17 protein-coding genes are annotated in these 16,808 nt (G+C 68.9%); 7 read left to right on the top strand and 10 right to left on the bottom strand.

The annotated features are described in order from the left end of the window. Positions 1 to 236: 236 nt before the first annotated feature. Positions 237 to 1,355 (bottom strand): GNAT family N-acetyltransferase, encoded by a 1,119-nt coding sequence (locus ACFVM3_RS27040; protein WP_378442788.1) that lies wholly within the window; start codon positions 1,353 to 1,355, stop codon positions 237 to 239. A 30-nt stretch (positions 1,356 to 1,385) separates the two neighbouring features. Here ACFVM3_RS27040 and ACFVM3_RS27045 point away from each other — a divergent pair, with 30 nt between their 5' ends. Continuing rightward, on the top strand, positions 1,386 to 1,853 hold the full coding sequence (locus ACFVM3_RS27045) for a MarR family winged helix-turn-helix transcriptional regulator (protein ID WP_378442789.1): 468 nt from the start codon (positions 1,386 to 1,388) through the stop codon (positions 1,851 to 1,853). Between the two features lie 773 nt (positions 1,854 to 2,626). On the opposite strand, the gene ACFVM3_RS27050 is transcribed toward ACFVM3_RS27045, so the two are convergent. After that, positions 2,627 to 3,700: a family 43 glycosylhydrolase gene (locus ACFVM3_RS27050; RefSeq protein WP_378442790.1), complete on the bottom strand. Its 1,074-nt coding sequence runs from the start codon at positions 3,698 to 3,700 to the stop codon at positions 2,627 to 2,629. A 318-nt stretch (positions 3,701 to 4,018) separates the two neighbouring features. After that, positions 4,019 to 4,624, bottom strand: a complete 606-nt coding sequence (locus ACFVM3_RS27055) for an SMI1/KNR4 family protein (RefSeq protein WP_378442791.1) — start codon at positions 4,622 to 4,624, stop codon at positions 4,019 to 4,021. A 152-nt stretch (positions 4,625 to 4,776) separates the two neighbouring features. On the opposite strand from ACFVM3_RS27055, the gene ACFVM3_RS27060 reads away from it, so the two are divergent. From ACFVM3_RS27060 to ACFVM3_RS27085, 6 genes are all read left to right on the top strand, one after another. Then, a complete protein-coding gene (locus ACFVM3_RS27060; protein WP_378442792.1) occupies positions 4,777 to 5,094 on the top strand; it encodes a YbaB/EbfC family nucleoid-associated protein in 318 nt (105 codons plus the stop codon). Next, positions 5,091 to 5,390 (top strand): hypothetical protein, encoded by a 300-nt coding sequence (locus tag ACFVM3_RS27065; RefSeq protein ID WP_378442793.1) that lies wholly within the window; start codon positions 5,091 to 5,093, stop codon positions 5,388 to 5,390. Before ACFVM3_RS27060 ends, ACFVM3_RS27065 begins: the two co-directional genes overlap by 4 nt. Before the next feature lie 20 nt (positions 5,391 to 5,410). Then, a complete protein-coding gene (locus tag ACFVM3_RS27070; RefSeq protein WP_378442794.1) occupies positions 5,411 to 5,767 on the top strand; it encodes a hypothetical protein in 357 nt (118 codons plus the stop codon). Between the two features lie 39 nt (positions 5,768 to 5,806). After that, a complete protein-coding gene (locus ACFVM3_RS27075) occupies positions 5,807 to 6,484 on the top strand; it encodes a hypothetical protein (RefSeq protein WP_378442795.1) in 678 nt (225 codons plus the stop codon). After that, on the top strand, positions 6,481 to 6,660 hold the full coding sequence (locus ACFVM3_RS27080) for a hypothetical protein (protein ID WP_378442796.1): 180 nt from the start codon (positions 6,481 to 6,483) through the stop codon (positions 6,658 to 6,660). The genes ACFVM3_RS27075 and ACFVM3_RS27080 overlap by 4 nt, the downstream gene beginning before the upstream one ends. A 417-nt stretch (positions 6,661 to 7,077) precedes the next feature. Beyond that, a complete protein-coding gene (locus ACFVM3_RS27085) occupies positions 7,078 to 7,320 on the top strand; it encodes a hypothetical protein (RefSeq protein WP_378442797.1) in 243 nt (80 codons plus the stop codon). A 43-nt stretch (positions 7,321 to 7,363) separates the two neighbouring features. On the opposite strand, the gene ACFVM3_RS27090 is transcribed toward ACFVM3_RS27085, so the two are convergent. From ACFVM3_RS27090 to ACFVM3_RS27120, 7 genes are all read right to left on the bottom strand, one after another. Then, positions 7,364 to 8,770, bottom strand: a complete 1,407-nt coding sequence (locus ACFVM3_RS27090; RefSeq protein WP_378442798.1) for a tryptophanase — start codon at positions 8,768 to 8,770, stop codon at positions 7,364 to 7,366. Beyond that, a complete protein-coding gene (locus tag ACFVM3_RS27095) occupies positions 8,763 to 9,932 on the bottom strand; it encodes a cation:proton antiporter (protein WP_378442799.1) in 1,170 nt (389 codons plus the stop codon). Before ACFVM3_RS27095 ends, ACFVM3_RS27090 begins: the two co-directional genes overlap by 8 nt. Continuing rightward, positions 9,925 to 11,289 (bottom strand): tryptophan 7-halogenase, encoded by a 1,365-nt coding sequence (locus ACFVM3_RS27100; protein WP_378442800.1) that lies wholly within the window; start codon positions 11,287 to 11,289, stop codon positions 9,925 to 9,927. The genes ACFVM3_RS27095 and ACFVM3_RS27100 overlap by 8 nt, the downstream gene beginning before the upstream one ends. After that, complete coding sequence (locus tag ACFVM3_RS27105) at positions 11,289 to 13,040, bottom strand: amino acid adenylation domain-containing protein (RefSeq protein WP_378442801.1); 1,752 nt, start codon at positions 13,038 to 13,040, stop codon at positions 11,289 to 11,291. Before ACFVM3_RS27105 ends, ACFVM3_RS27100 begins: the two co-directional genes overlap by 1 nt. Then, positions 13,033 to 13,776, bottom strand: coding sequence for a thioesterase II family protein (locus ACFVM3_RS27110; RefSeq protein ID WP_378442802.1), 744 nt, complete (start codon positions 13,774 to 13,776; stop codon positions 13,033 to 13,035). Before ACFVM3_RS27110 ends, ACFVM3_RS27105 begins: the two co-directional genes overlap by 8 nt. A 451-nt stretch (positions 13,777 to 14,227) precedes the next feature. Next, positions 14,228 to 15,133 (bottom strand): class F sortase, encoded by a 906-nt coding sequence (locus tag ACFVM3_RS27115; protein WP_378442803.1) that lies wholly within the window; start codon positions 15,131 to 15,133, stop codon positions 14,228 to 14,230. Between the two features lie 80 nt (positions 15,134 to 15,213). Continuing rightward, complete coding sequence (locus ACFVM3_RS27120) at positions 15,214 to 16,320, bottom strand: hypothetical protein (protein ID WP_378442804.1); 1,107 nt, start codon at positions 16,318 to 16,320, stop codon at positions 15,214 to 15,216. Positions 16,321 to 16,808 lie beyond the last annotated feature (488 nt).

A 16,808-nucleotide genomic window follows, 5' to 3' on the forward strand; every position in this document is an offset into this window, starting at 1 on the left:
GAATCCCGGCGCTGGGCCGCGGGGCGGAACTTTGCGCGTAGACCAGCACACTCGTGCCGTCCGTGCCGAGGACCAAGCCTCGTCTCGCCACCTGGTCGCCAGCCGCTCGACGACCGCGAGTTGCTCAACCGCGCCGGACACATCGAGGGAAGCGACCAGGACCGTCCGCGTGTCAGGTCGCCGGATGGTCGGAAACGTCGCTGCCACAAGCCTGTCAGGCACTGATCGATACCGGTTCACCCGGATGAGGCAACCGGATTTCGAGGCGTCGGGCCGCCGCGCACGGTGCCCTCTGGGATCTCTTTGGTGAGACATACGGTCCCTTCCGGTCCGGCCGCCGGAATCCGGCGGTAGCCCTCACTTTCGTAGAGTTCGACGTTGCGTGTGCTCTTGGCGCCGGTGAACATCAGGACCCGCCGCGTTTCCGCGTCCGCGACGGACTCGGCGCCGCGCAGCAACCAGCGGCCGAGTCCCCGGCCCCGCAGATCGGGTACCACGGCGAGCCTGCCGATATGCCAGTCACCGTCGACCGCACGCGCCCGCACCATCCCCAGCAGCCGCGCGTCGAGCCACAGGCCTGTGACGTGCCAGTCGGCGAGCCACTCTCGCACCTCGTCGAGAGACTCGCGCAGGGCCGGGATGTCCAGGGTGTCGTTGAGCAGGGCCTCGTCCACCCAGCAGCACCGCTGCAGTACGGCCACTTCTTCGGCGTCGTCCGGGGTCAGCCGTCGCACGTGGGATCCCGCGAGCGGGCCTGCGGATGTCGTGTCACGCAGCCGCTCGCGCAGCGGCCGCAGCGCGTTGGCGAGCCGGACGAGTTCGTCCAGCAGAGCGACGCCCGCCTCGTCCCTGGACGCGTCCGCCCTGAGCAGGCCGGCCGTCACCGCCTCGCTGATGCGGATCGCGACCGTGGCCCCGAGGGGGACCAGCCGCAGCGTGGTCACGATCTGCTTGGCGTGCTGCACGGCTCGCGTGCCCGCCGAGGTGTTTCCGTAGCTGACGAAACCGATCGGCTTCCACGCCCATTCGGCGCTCAGATAGTCCAATGCGTTCTTCAGCGTCGCCGGCATGCCGAAGTTGTATTCCGGCATGACCGCGACGATCGCGTCCACCGAGTCGACGAGCGCGCTCCATCGCCGGGTGTGCTCCTGCCGGTAGATCCCGGACGACGCGTGCTCCTCTTCGTCGAGAAAGGGCAGGGCGAGGTCGCCGAGCGCCACCGGCACCAGCTCGACGGCCGACTCCGTGGCCCGCTCGGCCACCGTGTCGAGCCACCACCGCGTGACCGCCGGGCCCAGTGCCCCCGGTCGGGTACTGCACGTCAGGACAAGGACCCGCGTCGATTTCGTTGACATGGAAACGAAGCTAGCTGCTAGGTTGTTTACATGTCAACGACAGTGCGCTGGCTCACCGCCGATGAGGAACGGGCATGGCGGGCTTTTCTTCGGATCACGGTCGCGGTCAAGGCCGGAACGGCCCGCGACCTGGCTGAACGGGGGCTGTCCGAGGCTGACTACGAGGTGCTCAGCACGCTCTCGGAGCGACCGGGGAACACCAGTAGCCTGGGAGAGCAGGCGGACAAGATGGGCTGGTCGCGCAGCAGGCTTTCCCGGCATGCGACGAGAATGGAGACGCGCGGGCTGTTGCGTCGCTCCCCGGACCCGGAAGACGGCCGCGGCTGCCTGCTGACGCTGACCGGCCACGGTCTCACCGTGTTGGAAGAGGCGGCGCCCGCGCACCTCGCCTCCGTCCGGCACCACTTCATCGACCACCTCACTCGTGACCATCTGAGCACTCTGGAGGACATCGCGCGCCGGCTGGACGAGGCGAACAAGGCGGCCGGGAAGAGCTAGGTCTCGCCGCTCAGTGGAACGAAAACCGGTGGCCGGTGGCGTAGCGGTAGGACGCGGCGATCACGGTCTTGGCGATCTGCGGCTCCTCGTCGGTGCGGGGACCGTAGAGCATCACGACGTTGACGGTGGGGGAGTAGAGCGGGTGGCGCCCGCCCCAGTTTTGACGACCTGTCCAGTGCCGCTCACGAATTCCGCGGTACGTTCACCGGCCTTGCGAGCCAAGATCATGAATTATCGCTGGGGCGAGACGTGTCGACCTGGGTGAACGCCCATGATGTTCCTATGACCAGTCTGCGCGGGGTCGTGAGTGGCACTGAGCGTTCTATAGAGGGGTAAGGCAAACGTGGCGTAGGAAGTCGCCGCGCTTTGCCTTCACGGGCTCTCTGCCTGTCGAATGTGTCGCGAAAGCCACTTTCGCGACACGGGCGCCGGCCGCGAGGTCGTCGGCGCGGGTGAGCGGCCGGGGCGAAGGCTCCCTTCACTGCATTAGACGCGGCGAAGGGAGCCTTCACTCCACCGCCGACCCCGCCCGCGACCACGACACATTCGACTTGCCCCTCAATAACCGTCAATACCGCTCACGACCCAGCGAAAGCCGCGCATTCAGCCACAATCAGGCACTTCATCGCGCGAAAGTGTCCTTTGTGGACGCTCGGGGCACGGTCGGCTCCCATGGCGGGTCCGGAACCTCGTCACGAAGGCCTCCTGCCTACCTTGAAGCCATCGAAGACCCTCGTCGGAGGCTCAACTCGCCATGATCGCCCTTCGACCCCTTAGCTGAGGTAGAAGCCGCCGTCGTTGCGGAGGACCGTCGCCACGATCGGGAACCGCCTGCTGCCGTTCCACCAGTGGTAGACCGCGTGGTACTGGCCGTTGGCTGCCTGGAAGAAGTCCATCCCGCCCGCGCCGGGGTGGTTGCCGGGCAGTCCGCGGTAGGGGTTGAGGCCCCCGGCGCCGGTGTAGCCGAAGTACGGCCGCTCGGCCCCGTTCTGGCGTGGCGTGCAGCGCGTCGACGGGATCGGGCCGGTGCCGCACCTGGCGATGCCGGTCGAGTACCGTGCGCTGTCCCAGTTGTTGCCGGAGTAGGCCAGGTACCAGTAACCGTCGGCGGATTTGAACATCGACGGGTTCTCGATCACGTGGGTGCCGCCGCTCATCCGGATGGTCTCCCAGCCGATGTCGGTGCTCTTCAACGCGTCGCGGCGGGTAGCCCAGTCCGCCATGCCGTTGGAATGGGTGCGCACGATCGAGATGCCGGTCTCCGGGTACGAGGTGATCGCGTCGTCCCGGTAGGCGACGTACATGGTGCTGCCCGAGACGAACGGGTTCGCGTCGATGGCCCAGCGGCCGTTGCCGGGGCACGCCCACTCGACGGGGTTGGTGAACGGCCCCCGTGCGCTGCCCGAGACGGCGCGGCCGAGGCATTTCTGGCCGCTGCCCCGCTTGGACGCGGTGTAGTACATGAAGTAGGTGTCGCCGAAGCGGACGACGCCCGGCGCCCAGACGTTGCCCTCGGCCCAGCTACCCGGTCCGTTGGGCAGGGCGTCGGCCGACGCGCAGGTGCCCACGCCGACGGTGTTCCCGGAGCCGTGCACGAGCACCGGTACGAACAGTTTGCCGGTCACGCCGCACCGGGCGCCGACACCGGCGCCGACCGTGGTGCCATAAGTGACGTACTTGCCGTCCTTCGCCTGGACGGTGTCCGGGTCGGCGAGCGGGAACGTCGACTCGGCGGCCGCGGTCGAGACGCCGTCGGTCGCGCCGGCCGTGTTCACCGCCATGACGGTGGTCGTGGCGGTCGCGGCGAGCACGCCCGCCACGAGTAATCTGGTCGTCCACTTGCGCATGCTGAATCCCTTACTGGGCAAGGAGAGTGGTGTCGGTCAGAAGGAGCACCCGGCCACCCACGGTCCGAAGCGGCAAGCCCTGCCGCTGCGATGCCTAGCACGATTCGCAGGGGCGACCGGTTGCTCTCCCCGGTTACTTGTGGACGGACAAGTGCGCCGGTTGCAAACTATGTGACACCGGTCGCCAACGCGACGGAAAGCGCGGAAACTGCCGGTCGATGCGCCCATACGGCCTATCGGCGGTCCGTTCGGCCTGTCGAGCCGGGCGTACGAGCCGGTATCCGTAGGACCTCGGACGCGATGGAGACCGATGTCCGTTCAAGCGAACATGTCGGCGTAGGGATCGGGCTCGCCTGTCATGGGGTCCAGGCCCGCTTGGAATCGCCGTTGTTGCTCTCGGTGGTGGACGAAGGAGCCGGCTCGTCCCCACAGTGACAGATCGCTGAGTGGGCACTCGTCGAAATCGGCGGTCATGAGCCCGCGGATGAACGCGGCCATGCCGCATTCGAACAGGGCCCAAGCCGGTGATTCGTGACGGCGCCAGACCACCACCGGCCACAGATCCGGGTCCGTGTCGGTCATCAGCCAACCCAGTTCGTCGCCGTTGCATCCGGTTCCCCAGGGCAGCGCCCGGTGCGCGCCCGGCGGGAGGCCGGGAACGTCTCCCGCGATGTCCCACAGATCGCGCAACTGCTCGGTGTGCTCGGAGATCGATCCCGACCAGCCGTCGCCTGTGGACAGAGGCGGAAGGACGACCAGATTTTCGACGGTTCCGCCGCCGTAGGCAGCCATGAAGGCCTGGTAATCGCTGGGCAGGGCGGTACCCAGGTGTGCCTCGACCGCCGCCCAGTCGACGCGTTCGTCGGCACCGTGATCGTTGGGCATGATGCGCAGCAGCGCGTCGACGTCGGCGCGACCTGTCATCTGTCCTCCTGGTTGTCCGCGGGAGCGGCATCGTATTCGGCCGCACCGACAAGAACATCGGTCGCGCCAGGTGGCGATGGTGACCCAGGTCACAATGGCTTTTGCGCCGAAACGTCCGCATCGGCAAAGTCAACGATGCTTACATGCGCGGTATGAACGGATACGACTGGGCTCCGCCCACGGCCGCGGAAATGGCCGTTTGGGAGGCCAAGGCCGCGGAATTCGAACGTCTGGCCGCCGAGCAGGCCGAAGAACGTTTCGCCGGTCGTTCGGCCAGCGGCCTCGTCGAGGCCGAGGTGGACGGCAACGGACGGCTGACCGACCTCGACGTGAGCGCCGAGGCGCTGCGTCAGGCCTACCCGCAGAACATCGGCCCGGACACGATCGAAGCCATCGCCGCCGCACGGGCCGCGGCCGGCGCGGCGGGCCGTGAGAAGGCCGAAGGAATCCTCCCAGGGGTGCGCGCGTGAGCCGCAGGCGCAGGCTGGAGAACCTGGTCAGCGAGATCGAGGAACGCGACGCCGCGCGCACGACGGCGCTCGCGAACGCCAGGGAGCAGACCATCGAGGTCGACATCCCCGACGAACTCGGCGTCGTCGAGGTCTCCGGGACCGGCCGGTTGGAACGCATCGAAATCGACCTCGAAAACCTCCCCTACACCACGGCCCAGACCTTGAGCGAAAACCTGCTGGAGGCGATCGTCGCCGCCGAAGAGCACGCGCACGAACTCCGGCAGCAAGCCCTCACCGCCTCGCGCCCCCGCTGATCACCGAACGGAGAACGACCTTGGCTCGTATCGAAGGCACCGGCTACTACGTCGTACCGGACGCCCTCCGCAAGAACACCGACGCGTGGGTGACCACCGGGGACGCCTGGCGGGAGTTCGTCGACCGCGGCAGCGACTACGCGGCCATGGCCCCCACCGACATGGGGCTGCTCGGGATGAAGACCGGTTTCCCCACGGACTACAACGTCGCCCGCGAGACCATCCTGAAGACCGCTCGGATCGGGATCGAGCAGATCGACGAGGTCCGCGACAACCTGGACAAGGTCGCCAAGGAGTACGAGAACCGCGACGCCGAGTACTACGAGAAGTTCGGATACATGGGCGGCGACGACGACGCCGCGGACAGTCGCTTCTAGGCCCGGCACTCACCCGAAACCTAAGGAACAGCACAGAGCATGGCGACACGCCAGAAGGCCGAGTGGCCTGAGAACGCGGCCAACAAGGTCCAGCAGAAGGCCGAAGAGCACGAGCACAAGGGTGCCCTCGACACCCTGTTCATGATCCGGGATCTCCTCTTCGGCAACGCCGACCGGATGGAGGAACTGGCCGTGTGGTGGGGCCAGGCCTGGTACATGGTCGACTCGGAGACCGCGATCGACGACTCGCGCAACAACCTCGCCGCGTACTGGCAGGGCGGCGGGTACGACTCGTACAACACCTACGCGATCAACGCCACGAAGCGCATCTCTCGCAACGAAGGTGTGTTCAACGAGATCGCCGGGACGATGGAGAGCTGCATCGACATCGTCTACGAGACCTACGGCGACGCGATCGCTTTCATCAGCGAGTGCGCCAATCAGATCGCCGAGGCCTCGGCGAACTTCCTCGAAGACCTCATCAATCCGTTCGGCGAGGCCGGGAACGTCATCCGCCTGCTCAACGGTTTCGTCCAGAACGTCAGCGATCTGGTCGAGGCCTCCGTCCGCAAGATGGGCGACCTGCGCCAGATGGGCGTGTTCCTCGCCCGGCAGGCGAACGACTTCAGTGACGTCAAGGAGATGGCCGAGGCGGCCGGGAACCCCGAACTCTGGGGGGTCAAGCCGGTGCCGAAGGAACCCGCGGCCGCGCAGTGACGGACGAACCGGCGAAGGAGCCCGACGGCGAACGCCTGCTCGAGAACCCTTGGGATCCTGAGACACGCGCCGCCAAACGCAAGAAGGCGGGCAAGCCGAAGGCGAGGATCAAGGGTGCGGACAAGCCCACCGAGGAGGATTCCGAGTTCCGGCTCAAGTTCGGGAAGGCCTGGTAGCGACCCGACGGGTGTGATGACGGGTGCCCATAGGACGAGAAATGTTCTATGGGCACCCCCCACCACACCGCCGGGCATTCTCGTGTCGTCGCGCCTCGCGGGGCCGGGAGAACTGAGGTGACGTTGAGCGCGGTGACGGAGTTCGATGCGCCGCACAGCGCGTGGCGGCCGATCTCGCCGCCGCGCCGGCGATCGCGCGGGCTGGGGCGGCCGACGATCCTGTGCGACGGGACCTGCTCGGCGCCATCCTGAACAACACGTGCCGAGCCGCCAAGCAGCAAGCACGAGCACGCCCGCTCGCGTCTCGCGAACCTTCGCCTCAGGATCGGAGACCACGCCGGGGCTCTCGCGCTCGCCGAGGAACTCGCCGACGCCGCGCGCCGGAACGGCGAGAAACCCGCGGAGGCCCCCAGTGGCTTGCCGTCCCGGTTGCGGCTCCGGGTGCGGGCGCACGCGGGGCTGGGCCGGGAAGCCGACGCCCGCGCTGATTTCGAAAAATTCGCTCGACTGGGAACGCGCTCGCGTTCGCGCGGGAAGTTCCTCGCCCACCTCGACCTCGCCGAGTACGCCGACCTCCTCAGCGCCCAGGGCGCGGCGGACGACGCTCCGCGGTGTGGTGATGTCGGCGGCGGAGCCACGCGAGAAGCGCGACGCGCCTGACGGGATATCGCTCCCTGCCCTCGCGATCAACATGGCGCGAGACTTACCCGACCCCCACGGCGTAGATGCCGTCACCACCGGTCGGGGCGAAGCGGGCTTGGAAGAAGCGCAGGTGGGGTGGTTCATGGCTGAAGGCAAGACCGTGTGTGATGTCGTGGCGGTTCTTGTGGACGCGGATGAGACTGTCGGCGACGTGGTCGATATGGCTTTGGGTGTAGACGCGGCGGGGGATGGCGAGCCGGAGGAATTCCAGGGGTGGGTAGCGGTTTTCGCCGGTGGCGGGATCGCGTCCGGCCGAGACGGTGCCGCGTTCCACGCCGCGGACGCCGCCTTCGAGGTAGACGGCGGCGGCGAGGGTCTGGCCGGGGAGTTCGGTGCGGGGGAGGTGGGCGAGGACGGCGGTGGCGTCGACGCAGACGCAGTGCCCGCCGACGGGATGGACGATCGGGACGCCCGCCGTGTCGAGCCGGTGGCCGAGGTATTCGATCTGGGCGACGCGGGCGCGGATGTGGTGTTCGTCGACGGATTCCGTGATGCCTTGGGCGATGGCTTCCATGTCCCGGCCTGCCATGCCGCCGTAGGTGTGGAGGCCTTCGAAAAGCAGGACGAGCCCTCGTGCCTGTTCGGTGAGATCGGGATCGCGAAGGGCGATCCAGCCGCCGATGTTGGCGAGACAGTCCTTTTTGGCCGACATGACGGCGCCGTCGGTGGGAGCGCACAGCGCGAGGAGGATGTCCGCGATCGAGTGGTGCGCCCAGCCGGGTTCGCGTTGTTTGACGAACCACGCGTTCTCGACGGCGCGGGCGGTGTCGAGGAAGACGGGGATCCCGTGGGCGTGGGCGAGGTCGCAGGCGGCGGTGAGGTTGGCGACGCTGATCGGCTGGCCGCCCGCCATGTTCACGGTGGCGGCGAGCGAGACGTAGGGGATGGCGGCGCCGTGTTCGGCGATGACGGCCTGCAGCTTGACGAGGTCGACGTTGCCCTTGAACGGATGTTCGTCACGGGCGTCGTGTGCTTCGTCGATGATGACGTCGTGGAAGGTGGCGCCGTTGAGTTCCTGATGCGCGCGGGTGCTGGGGAAGTACATGTTGCCGGGAATGTGGCTGCCCGGGCGGATGAGACAGCGGGAGAGGATGTTCTCGCCGCCGCGGCCTTGGTGGACGGGGATGACGTGTTCGTAGCCGTAATGGCTGCGGACGGCCTGTTCGAAGAGGTAGAAGCTGCGTGCGCCGGCATAGGCTTCGTCGCCGCGCATGAGCGCAGACCACTGCCGGTCGGACATCGCGCTGGTGCCGGAGTCGGTGAACAGGTCGATGTAGACGTCGTCGGAGCGGAGCAGGCAGGGATTCCAGCCGGCCGCCCGGAGTGCTCGTTCGCGGTGTTCGCGGGTGGTGGTGCGGATCGGTTCGACCATCTTGATCCGCCAGGGTTCCGCCGGGTGGTCAGGCATCTCGGGTCACCTTGTTCCGTTCTAGGTGGTTGAGGAGCGGGCCGGTCATGGCCGTCGTCACGAGGGCCATGGCGACCATCGCGGTGTAGAAGGCGCTGTCGATGACGCCGAGACCGAGCCCGATGCTGAGGAAGACGAGTTCGGTGACGCCGCGGGTGTTCATCAGGGTCGCGAACACCGCCGCCGGACGCGGAGGCTGTCCGGCGAGCCGGGCACCGAGGTAGGCGCCGCCGCCTTTCGCGACGACGGCGACCGCGATGATCGCGAGGGTTTCGGTCACCAGGGCGCCGTCGAGCTCGCCGAGGTCGACCTTCCGTCCGATGAGGACGAAGTACAGCGGGACCAGCAGGGACGCGAGAGGCGTGATCAGCGCGACGGGGTCGTGCCGGGACGCGGGCCGTCCGGCGGCCACGCCGACCAGGAACGCGCCGATCGCGGCGTGCAGGCCGAGGGCGTCGGTCATCGCGGCCCCGGAGCAGGCGAGAGCGACCATGGTCGCGACCGCCGTCGGGCCGGACAGGCGATCCACCGCCCGGCCGAACCACGGCCGGGCGAGGACGAGCAGGCCCAGCAGGAACGGGAACGCCGCCAGAAGCGTCCAGACCTGCGTTCCACTGTGGACGGAGGCGACGACGGCGAGTGCCGCCCATGCGGTGGCGTCGGTGAGCGCCGCGGCGGTGAGCGCGCAGCGGCCGCGGTCGTCGTCCAGCATCCGCCGTTCGGCCAGAATCCGTGCCAGCACGGGAAAGGCGGTCACCGCCATGGCCGCGGCGGCGAACAGGACGAACGGGGTGGTCCCGGCCGGAGCGTGGCGGGTGGCCAGCCAGAACGCCAGCAGCGCGCCGAGGACGACCGGGACGACGGTCGCGCCGAGCGCGGGGACGAACGCCGCCGTGATCCGTGCCGCGGTCATCGACGGCGCGAGCCGGGCGCCGACCCCGAACAGGAAGAGGATCAGGCCGAGTTGGGCGAGCGCGTCCAGCGTTGTGTCGACTCCGGAAGGGAGGCCCGGTCCGGTTTGCAGGGCGAGGCCGACGACGAGCCCGCAGGTGATCTCCCCGAGGACGGCGGGCTGTCCGGCCCGGGTGAACGCCCATCCGAAGCAGCGGGCCAGAGCCAGCAGAGCGGCGAGCGCGGCGAGCAGAACGGCCAGATCAGGCATCGGGCACCCGCCACCGCCTGCCGTCCGCGGTGGGGACGAGCCCGCCGGGGAACATCGGCGTCTCATCGTCCGCGGCTTCGCCGAGCAGGCCGCGTAACTGCAGTTGCACGCCTTCGGCGAGCACGTCGCCGAACATCGCGCGGGAGAAGTCCGGTGAGGACACTCCGCCGACGAGGCCGGCGAAAGCCTCGTCGGCGGTCCCGTGATGGCCGGTCAGCCGTCGCGCCTGCCGGAAGTAGTCGTCCTCGTCGGAGTCCAGTCGGTAGAAGGTGACGAGGAAATCCCGGAACAGTCCGAATTCCCGGCGGTAGCGGGCTTCGAACTCGGCGAAGCACCGCTTCTCGTCCGCGAATCCCGCGAGGGTGCTGTTGATCGACCGGGCGGCCAGCAACGCGCTGTAGGTGGCCAGGTGCACACCCGAGGAGAACACCGGGTCGATGAAGCAGGCGGCGTCTCCGACGAGCACCATGCCAGGGGACCACAGGACGGTCCGGTCGTAGGAGTAGTCCTTGCGTACGCGGAGGCGGTCGTAGGGTGGTTCGGTCGCGCGGTGCGCGTCGTGGAGGAAGTCCTTGATGAGCGGGCAATCCTCGATCAGCGCCGAGTAGGCCACATCCGGATCACCCTGGACGCGGTCCGCCGATTCGTGTTTGACGACGGCTCCGACGCTGGTCAAGGTGTCCGACAGCGGGATGTACCAGAACCAGCCGTCCGGGAAAGAGACGCACAGGATGTTCCCGGTGTCGGGCGAGGGCATCCGGCGGCCGCCCTCGAAGTAGCCGAACAGCGCCAGGTTCCGGAAATGCGGCGAGTACTCCCGGGTGCCGCCGACGTCGTGGTGGATCCTGCTGCCGTGCCCCGAGGCGTCGACGACGAACCTGGCCGTCGCCCGCCGTTCGTGCCCGGCGTCGTCGAGGTAGCGGACGCCGCCGATCCGCTCGCCCGCCTGAAGCGTGCCGAGTGCCCGATGTCCTTGCCGGATCTCGGCGCCGAGCCGGCGGGCTCCGTCGAGCAGAAGCGCGTCGAACCGGGTGCGCTCGACCTGGTAGGCGTACGACGTGGGCCCGGCCATGCGGTCGGAGGCGGCGAAGGAGAACGTCCACGGTTCGGCGCCGGTGCCCCATTTGAAGGTGCCGCCCCGTTTGCGGACGAATCCGGCCCGTTCGATCTCGTCGCGGACCCCGAGCATCGCGCAGATCCCGTGGATCGTGGCGGGCAGCAGGGATTCCCCGATCTGGTAGCGCGGGAAGCGGTCCTTGTCCAGCAGCAGCACCCGGTGACCTTCCGCGGCGATGAGGCCGGCGGCGGTGGAACCACCCGGACCGCCACCCACGACGATCACGTCGTAGTCGTCCATCACGGCGTCACTCCTTTCTCTGTGGTGGGAACGAGTTCGGCGAGCCGGGCCACCGTGCGGCGCAGCAGGACGTCCCGCAGCGAACACGGCACACCCTGCGCCCGTAACCGCGCGGCGAGCGCCGCGGCGGAGAGACTGTGCCCACCGAGGTCGAAGAAGTCGCTGTCCGCGTCGACCGCCGGAACCTCCAGCTGGACACGGAACGCGGCGGCGACGAGCTTCTGGGTGGACGTCAGCACGACCGTCCGCCGTACGGGGACGGGTGGAGCGAGGGCGGCCCGGTCGATCTTCCCGGTCGGCCCGAGGGGCATGGCGTCGAGCGGGATCACGGCGGAGGGCAGCAGATACGCCGGCAGCACCGCGCGAAGCCGTTCCCGCAACCGCGCGGCGGTTCCCGTGGCGAGCACGACGTAGGCGACCAGTCGCGGCTCGGCGCCTTCGACCCGGACCGCGGCCTGCTGGACCCCTGGCGAGGCGAGCAGTGCCTGCTCCACCTCACCCGGCTCGACCCGATGGCCCCGGATCTTGACCTGATCGTCCAGCCTGCCCAGCCATTCGAGGTGACCGTCGGCCGCGAGACGGCACCGGTCGCCGGTCCGGTACCGGCGTTCTCCCGTGGTGACGAACCGGTCCGCGGTCAGCTCCGGCCGCCCGAGGTAGCCCAGCGCGAGGCAGGAACCGCTGATCAGGAGTTCGCCGGGTTCCCCGACCGGCACCGGCCGCAGGTCCTCGTCGACGACTTGGGCGGTGGTGTTGCCGATGGGCCGCCCGATCGACGGCGTCGCGCGGTCACCGAGACCACAGGATGTGGTGAACACCGTGCACTCAGTCGGGCCGTAGAGGTTCACCGCGGTCACCTCCGTCGCGCCACGCAGATGTGACCAGAGGTCTTGCCCAATGGCCTCGCCGCCCATCAGCAGCATCCGCGGACGAGCCGGCCCGTCGAGCAACCCGGCTTCCAGCAGCGCCGACATCTGCGCGGGTACCGCTTCCACGACGGACAACCGGTGTTCCCGCACAAAGTCCACATAGGAGCCTGGATCCGTGCGGACGGAATCGGGGAGCAGATGCAGTTCGTGCCCTCCCGCCAGCCACGACAACGGGTTCCACGACGCGTCGAAGACCAGCGGCAGACCGTGCGCCACCCGCTGCGGGGCGCGGTCCGCGGGGAAGAACCGGCCGGCGAGTTCGCCGTACAGGTTGACCAGGCTCCGGTGTCCCACCAGGACGCCTTTGGGCAGACCCGTCGAGCCGGAGGTGTAGATGAGGTAGGCCGGACCGTCGACGTCCCTGGGCAACCGGTGCCCGTCATGCTCGGCGAGCTCCGCCTTCCAGTCCTCTGTGGACAACACCACGTCAGCCCGCTCCGCGAGACCCACGACGTCCGTCAGCACGACGGCGGGGCGGGCGTCGGCGAGGATCGCGTCGACGCGTGCGGCGGGCAGGGCGGGGTCGATCGGAAGGTGGACCGCGCCCGCTTTCGCTGTCGCGAGGACGCCCAGCACGGCTCGTACGGATCTCGTCATCGCGCAGGCCACTACTGTTCCCGGCAACGCACCCGCGTCACGCAGAGCCTTGGCGAGCCGATCGCCCCAGAGGTCGAGTTCATGGAACGTCCAGGCGACCTCGTCGGCGACCAGACAGCTCCGGCCAGGCGTCCGCCGGGCCCGGTACTCGAACAGATCGCACCAGGTGACGTCGGGAAGCCGCCGTCGTGTGCCGTGCACAAGGGACGGTGCCGGGTCACTCATCGCACGGCTCCATACCGAATCGGACGCGTCGGATCAAACTCCAGAAGGCGGCTTCCCTGCCCGGCGCGAGTACCCCGAGGTGACCCCCTGGCACGACACAGTCGGTGAACCATCCGGACGTCCACACCCGCCACGCGCGAAGCGAATCGGCGCCGGTCGCGAAGGCCGGGTCGTCCTCGCCCCGGATCGCGATGATCGGACAGGACAGCGTTCCCGGCGCCGGGCCGGAGTAGGCGCTGATCAACCGCAGATCGGCGAGCAACAGCTCCAAGGCGTACTCCCGGAGTTCGGGGGAGTGGTGATGGCCGATCCCGGCGTCGGCGGAGTTCGTGTATCTCCCGGGTACGCGTCGCTGCGGCGCACATACGCCCACGACCACCAAGGCCGCCGGTGCGGTTCGTCGACGGGCCTGAAGACGCAGGGCCACCTCGAGCGCGACGAACGCGCCCATGCTGAACCCGATCAGCTCGATCCGCGAAAGTCCTTCGGCTTCGAAGCGGTCGAAGGACTCCAGCGCGATCTCTTCGGCAAGGTCTTCGAGTGACTCGGCAAGCGGCTGCGCGAGACGCTCACCGTGTCCGGGATACTCCACCGCCCAGACCTCGGACCAGGATGAGGCGCGAGCCAGCCCGCGCAAGCCGAGAACCGTCCCTCCCGCAGGAGGAAAACACAGATACCCGCGCTCGGACTCGATCTTCCGATCTACTGTGGACAGTTCGCTTATGACAGCATTCATCGCCACGTTCTCCCGGACTGTTCCGTCGACGGAACGACCTCGACCGTCGAAGGCGAAGCCGGCAGGTGCGACGATCCCCGCCGATGGGACGCGGAGTGCCACGCGCTCACGTGTCCATATCGGACGGTGGGTATCGTTCACCTTGCCCGGCAAGCGAAATTTTCACGATGTCGCGCTGTCCCGGTGGAAAATCCGGGCCCTGCGCCAATGACGCGCCTTGGCGAATGCCGATCTCGCCTTGCTCGCACCTTTGGGGGGTTCCGTGACCGCGCCGGCCGCGGGAAAGATGCGAGACTTTTTTCTGCCCTCTTCCGTTACGTGGTAACCGTCAGAGTTGTTGGTCCGAAAGATACGACGCCGTTAGCCCGACCGGGGTAACGGTTTGATGGCGAGATCAAACTGCCTGCAAGCGACGGTGCGGTCGCCCGTCCGCTCCCTCACACGGGCTACCTCAGTCCGGGCGCGACGAGATGGCCCCGGCCTGCCTGGTGTCCGGGTGGTGCCCTGGGGCGGGGCCGTTGTTCTCTCCTTCGAGTTGGGCGAAGACGATGACGTTGTGACGGTAGGAGCGCGCGGCTCTGTCGAAGGGGCCGCCGCAGGTGATCAGCCGCAGTTCCGGGCCGGGTGTGCGGCCGTAGACCTCCTTGGTGGGGAAGCGGTCCTTGGGGGCGTGGAGAGTTCGGCGGACCACGAAGGTGACGGTGGTGCTGTCCGCGCGTTCGACGGTGACGCGGTCGCCCGGCGCGAGTTCGTGGAGCCGGTGGAAGATGCCGGGCTGGGTCGCGCCGTCGACGTGACCGACGATCACCGCGGGCCCGGTCTGGCCTGGTGCCGGTCCGGGTTCGTACCAGCCTGCCTGCATCGGGGTGGCGACCGACGGGGTTTGCATGCGCTGGTTCGCGTCGAGGCCGAGTTTGATCAGTGACGAGTGGGCGTCGAGCCGGGGGATGTGCACCGCGGTCGGGGTGGCCCGGACCGTGGGGTCGACGACCGGCCGGGTCGGCGGCCGTGAGGCTGGAGCGGGGTGCGTCGTACCAGGCGCGGCGGCCGGCGCGGCCGGTGGCGTCGTGTCCGCGGTCAGGCTGATCACCAGCCCTAACGCCGCGGTGGCGGCCACGGCGGCGGTGATCGTGCCGGAAGTGAGGCGCGCCTGGTCATTGTTCCGGCGCAGGTGCCGTCCGGCCTGGTGGAGTGTCTCCCAGCCGACCGCGGTGATGATCAGGAGGGATGCGCTCACCACGGCGAAGCGGGTGTCGCCGGGCAGGATCGTGACGGCCGCCAGCATCCAGGACAGGCCGACCAGCGCGAGCAGGAGGAGCCTGGTCCGGATGGTTTCGACGTCTTCGTCCACGGCCATGGCCCACTCCAGTCGTCGAATCGGGAGGGTGGTGTGGTGTGGCCGGGGCATGGCCACACCACACCGTTCCCCCTTTCCCCCTAGCGGAGGTGACGACGGCGCGCGGATACCGCCGTCACCAGGAGAAGGGCGATCACCAGGAGTGCCAGTGCGCCGCCGATGATTCCGCCGGCGACGCGCTGCTGGTCATCTGCGGTGCCGCCACCGCCGGCCTCGACCGCGCCTGCCGGCACCGGGTACCCGGCGTCGACATGCTCGCCCGCGGACCCGTGGGTGGCCGCTTCGGCCGAACCGCTGTGCGTTCCGGCTTCGTGGGCGGTGCCGGCCGTCCACGAAGTCGGACCGCCGTGGCCGTTACCCACCATGACCGCTCCATGACCGGCACCCGCGGTGCCGCCGGTCTGGTGACCGGCCGGCTGCCCTGCGGTGCCACCGGTTCCGCCGGTGCTGCCACCGGACGGTGAACCCGGGTGGGTTCCGGGTGGGTTCCCGGAACCACCGTGCGGGTCACCGGTGCCTGGCGCCGGCGCCGGAATGGGTGCCGGTGCGGGTGCGGGTGCCGGGCTGGTGGCGGGGGCGAGGTGTGCGGTGCCGGTGGTGCTGGCTTGCTCGCCGTTGGCCGTGGTGCCGGTGACCGTGACCGGTGCCGTGGTGGTGTCCGCGGTCGGTGTGATCGTTCCGGTGCACGTGGTGCTTTCACTGGCGGCCAGCGTGCTCTCACCGCACGTCAGGGCACCATTGGGGGTGGTGCTGGTGACGTTGCCGATGGTGTCGTTGCCGGTATTGGTCACCGGCACGGTCACCGTTGCCGGCTGGTCGGCGGTGACCGGTACGGCGTCGTGCGGTGATCCGGCGTTGGTGCCGTTGACCGTGGGGGTGCCCATGGTCAGGTGGCACGAGCACCCGGTGTCGCCGCCGGTGCCCGGCGGAGCCGGTGCGGGTGCCGGGCTGGTGGCGGGGGCGACATATGCGGTGCCGGTGGTGCTGGCCTGCTCGCCGTTGGCCGTGGTGCCGGTGACCGTGACCGGTGCCGCGGTGGTGTCCGCGGTCGGTGTGAACGGCCCGGTGCACAGGGTGCTTTCACTGGCGGTCAGCGTGCTGTCGTAACAGGTCATCGCACCGCTGGGGCTGGTGCTGGTGACGTTGTCGACGGTGCTGGTGCCGGTGTTGGTGACCGGGACGGTCACGGTTGCCGGCTGGCCGGCGGTGACCGGTACGGCGTCGTGCGGTGATCCGGCGTTGGTGCCGTCGACCGTGGGGGTGCCCATGGTCAGGTGGCACGAACACCCGGTGTCGCCGCCGGTGTCTGCCGGGGTCGACGTGGCCGGGCCGGTGGTTGTCGCACTGGCTGTGCTGTCAGCGCCGGTGGTCGTCGCCTCTGCCGGTGCCGGCAGCGTCCTGACGTCGTCCGTGGCTCCGTTTCGCGCGGGTTCCCCGGCGACTGACGAGGTGATCGCGGATACCGGACTGGACGAGCCGGATCGAGTGGCCGGCGCGGTGCTGACCGGATCGAGGACTCGCGTCACGGGCGAAACCGATCGAGTGGCCGATTCACTGCTGGTCGAGCCGGTGCCGGTCGTTGTCGCCGTTGTGGTGGGTGTCGACGCGGATGCCGAGGTCGTGCCTGTCGATGCCGCCTGCCGCGGCTGCACGAGTCCCGACACCAGCGACGTCA

The organism is Amycolatopsis sp. NPDC057786, from assembly GCF_042797905.1.
Taxonomy (GTDB): domain Bacteria; phylum Actinomycetota; class Actinomycetes; order Mycobacteriales; family Pseudonocardiaceae; genus Amycolatopsis.

Bases quoted from the DNA above. Each gene is read 5' to 3' on its own strand.
- ACFVM3_RS27045 (WP_378442789.1), top strand. From the start codon at position 1,386: ATGTCAACGACAGTGCGCTGGCTCACCGCCGATGAGGAACGGGCATGG.
- ACFVM3_RS27115 (WP_378442803.1), bottom strand. From the start codon at position 15,133: ATGGCCGTGGACGAAGACGTCGAAACCATCCGGACCAGGCTCCTCCTG.
- ACFVM3_RS27090 (WP_378442798.1), bottom strand. From the start codon at position 8,770: ATGCCTGACCACCCGGCGGAACCCTGGCGGATCAAGATGGTCGAACCG.
- ACFVM3_RS27110 (WP_378442802.1), bottom strand. From the start codon at position 13,776: ATGAATGCTGTCATAAGCGAACTGTCCACAGTAGATCGGAAGATCGAG.
- ACFVM3_RS27105 (WP_378442801.1), bottom strand. From the start codon at position 13,040: ATGAGTGACCCGGCACCGTCCCTTGTGCACGGCACACGACGGCGGCTT.
- ACFVM3_RS27050 (WP_378442790.1), bottom strand. From the start codon at position 3,700: ATGCGCAAGTGGACGACCAGATTACTCGTGGCGGGCGTGCTCGCCGCG.
- ACFVM3_RS27060 (WP_378442792.1), top strand. From the start codon at position 4,777: ATGAACGGATACGACTGGGCTCCGCCCACGGCCGCGGAAATGGCCGTT.
- ACFVM3_RS27100 (WP_378442800.1), bottom strand. From the start codon at position 11,289: ATGGACGACTACGACGTGATCGTCGTGGGTGGCGGTCCGGGTGGTTCC.
- ACFVM3_RS27075 (WP_378442795.1), top strand. From the start codon at position 5,807: ATGGCGACACGCCAGAAGGCCGAGTGGCCTGAGAACGCGGCCAACAAG.
- ACFVM3_RS27095 (WP_378442799.1), bottom strand. From the start codon at position 9,932: ATGCCTGATCTGGCCGTTCTGCTCGCCGCGCTCGCCGCTCTGCTGGCT.
- ACFVM3_RS27055 (WP_378442791.1), bottom strand. From the start codon at position 4,624: ATGACAGGTCGCGCCGACGTCGACGCGCTGCTGCGCATCATGCCCAAC.
- ACFVM3_RS27040 (WP_378442788.1), bottom strand. From the start codon at position 1,355: ATGTCAACGAAATCGACGCGGGTCCTTGTCCTGACGTGCAGTACCCGA.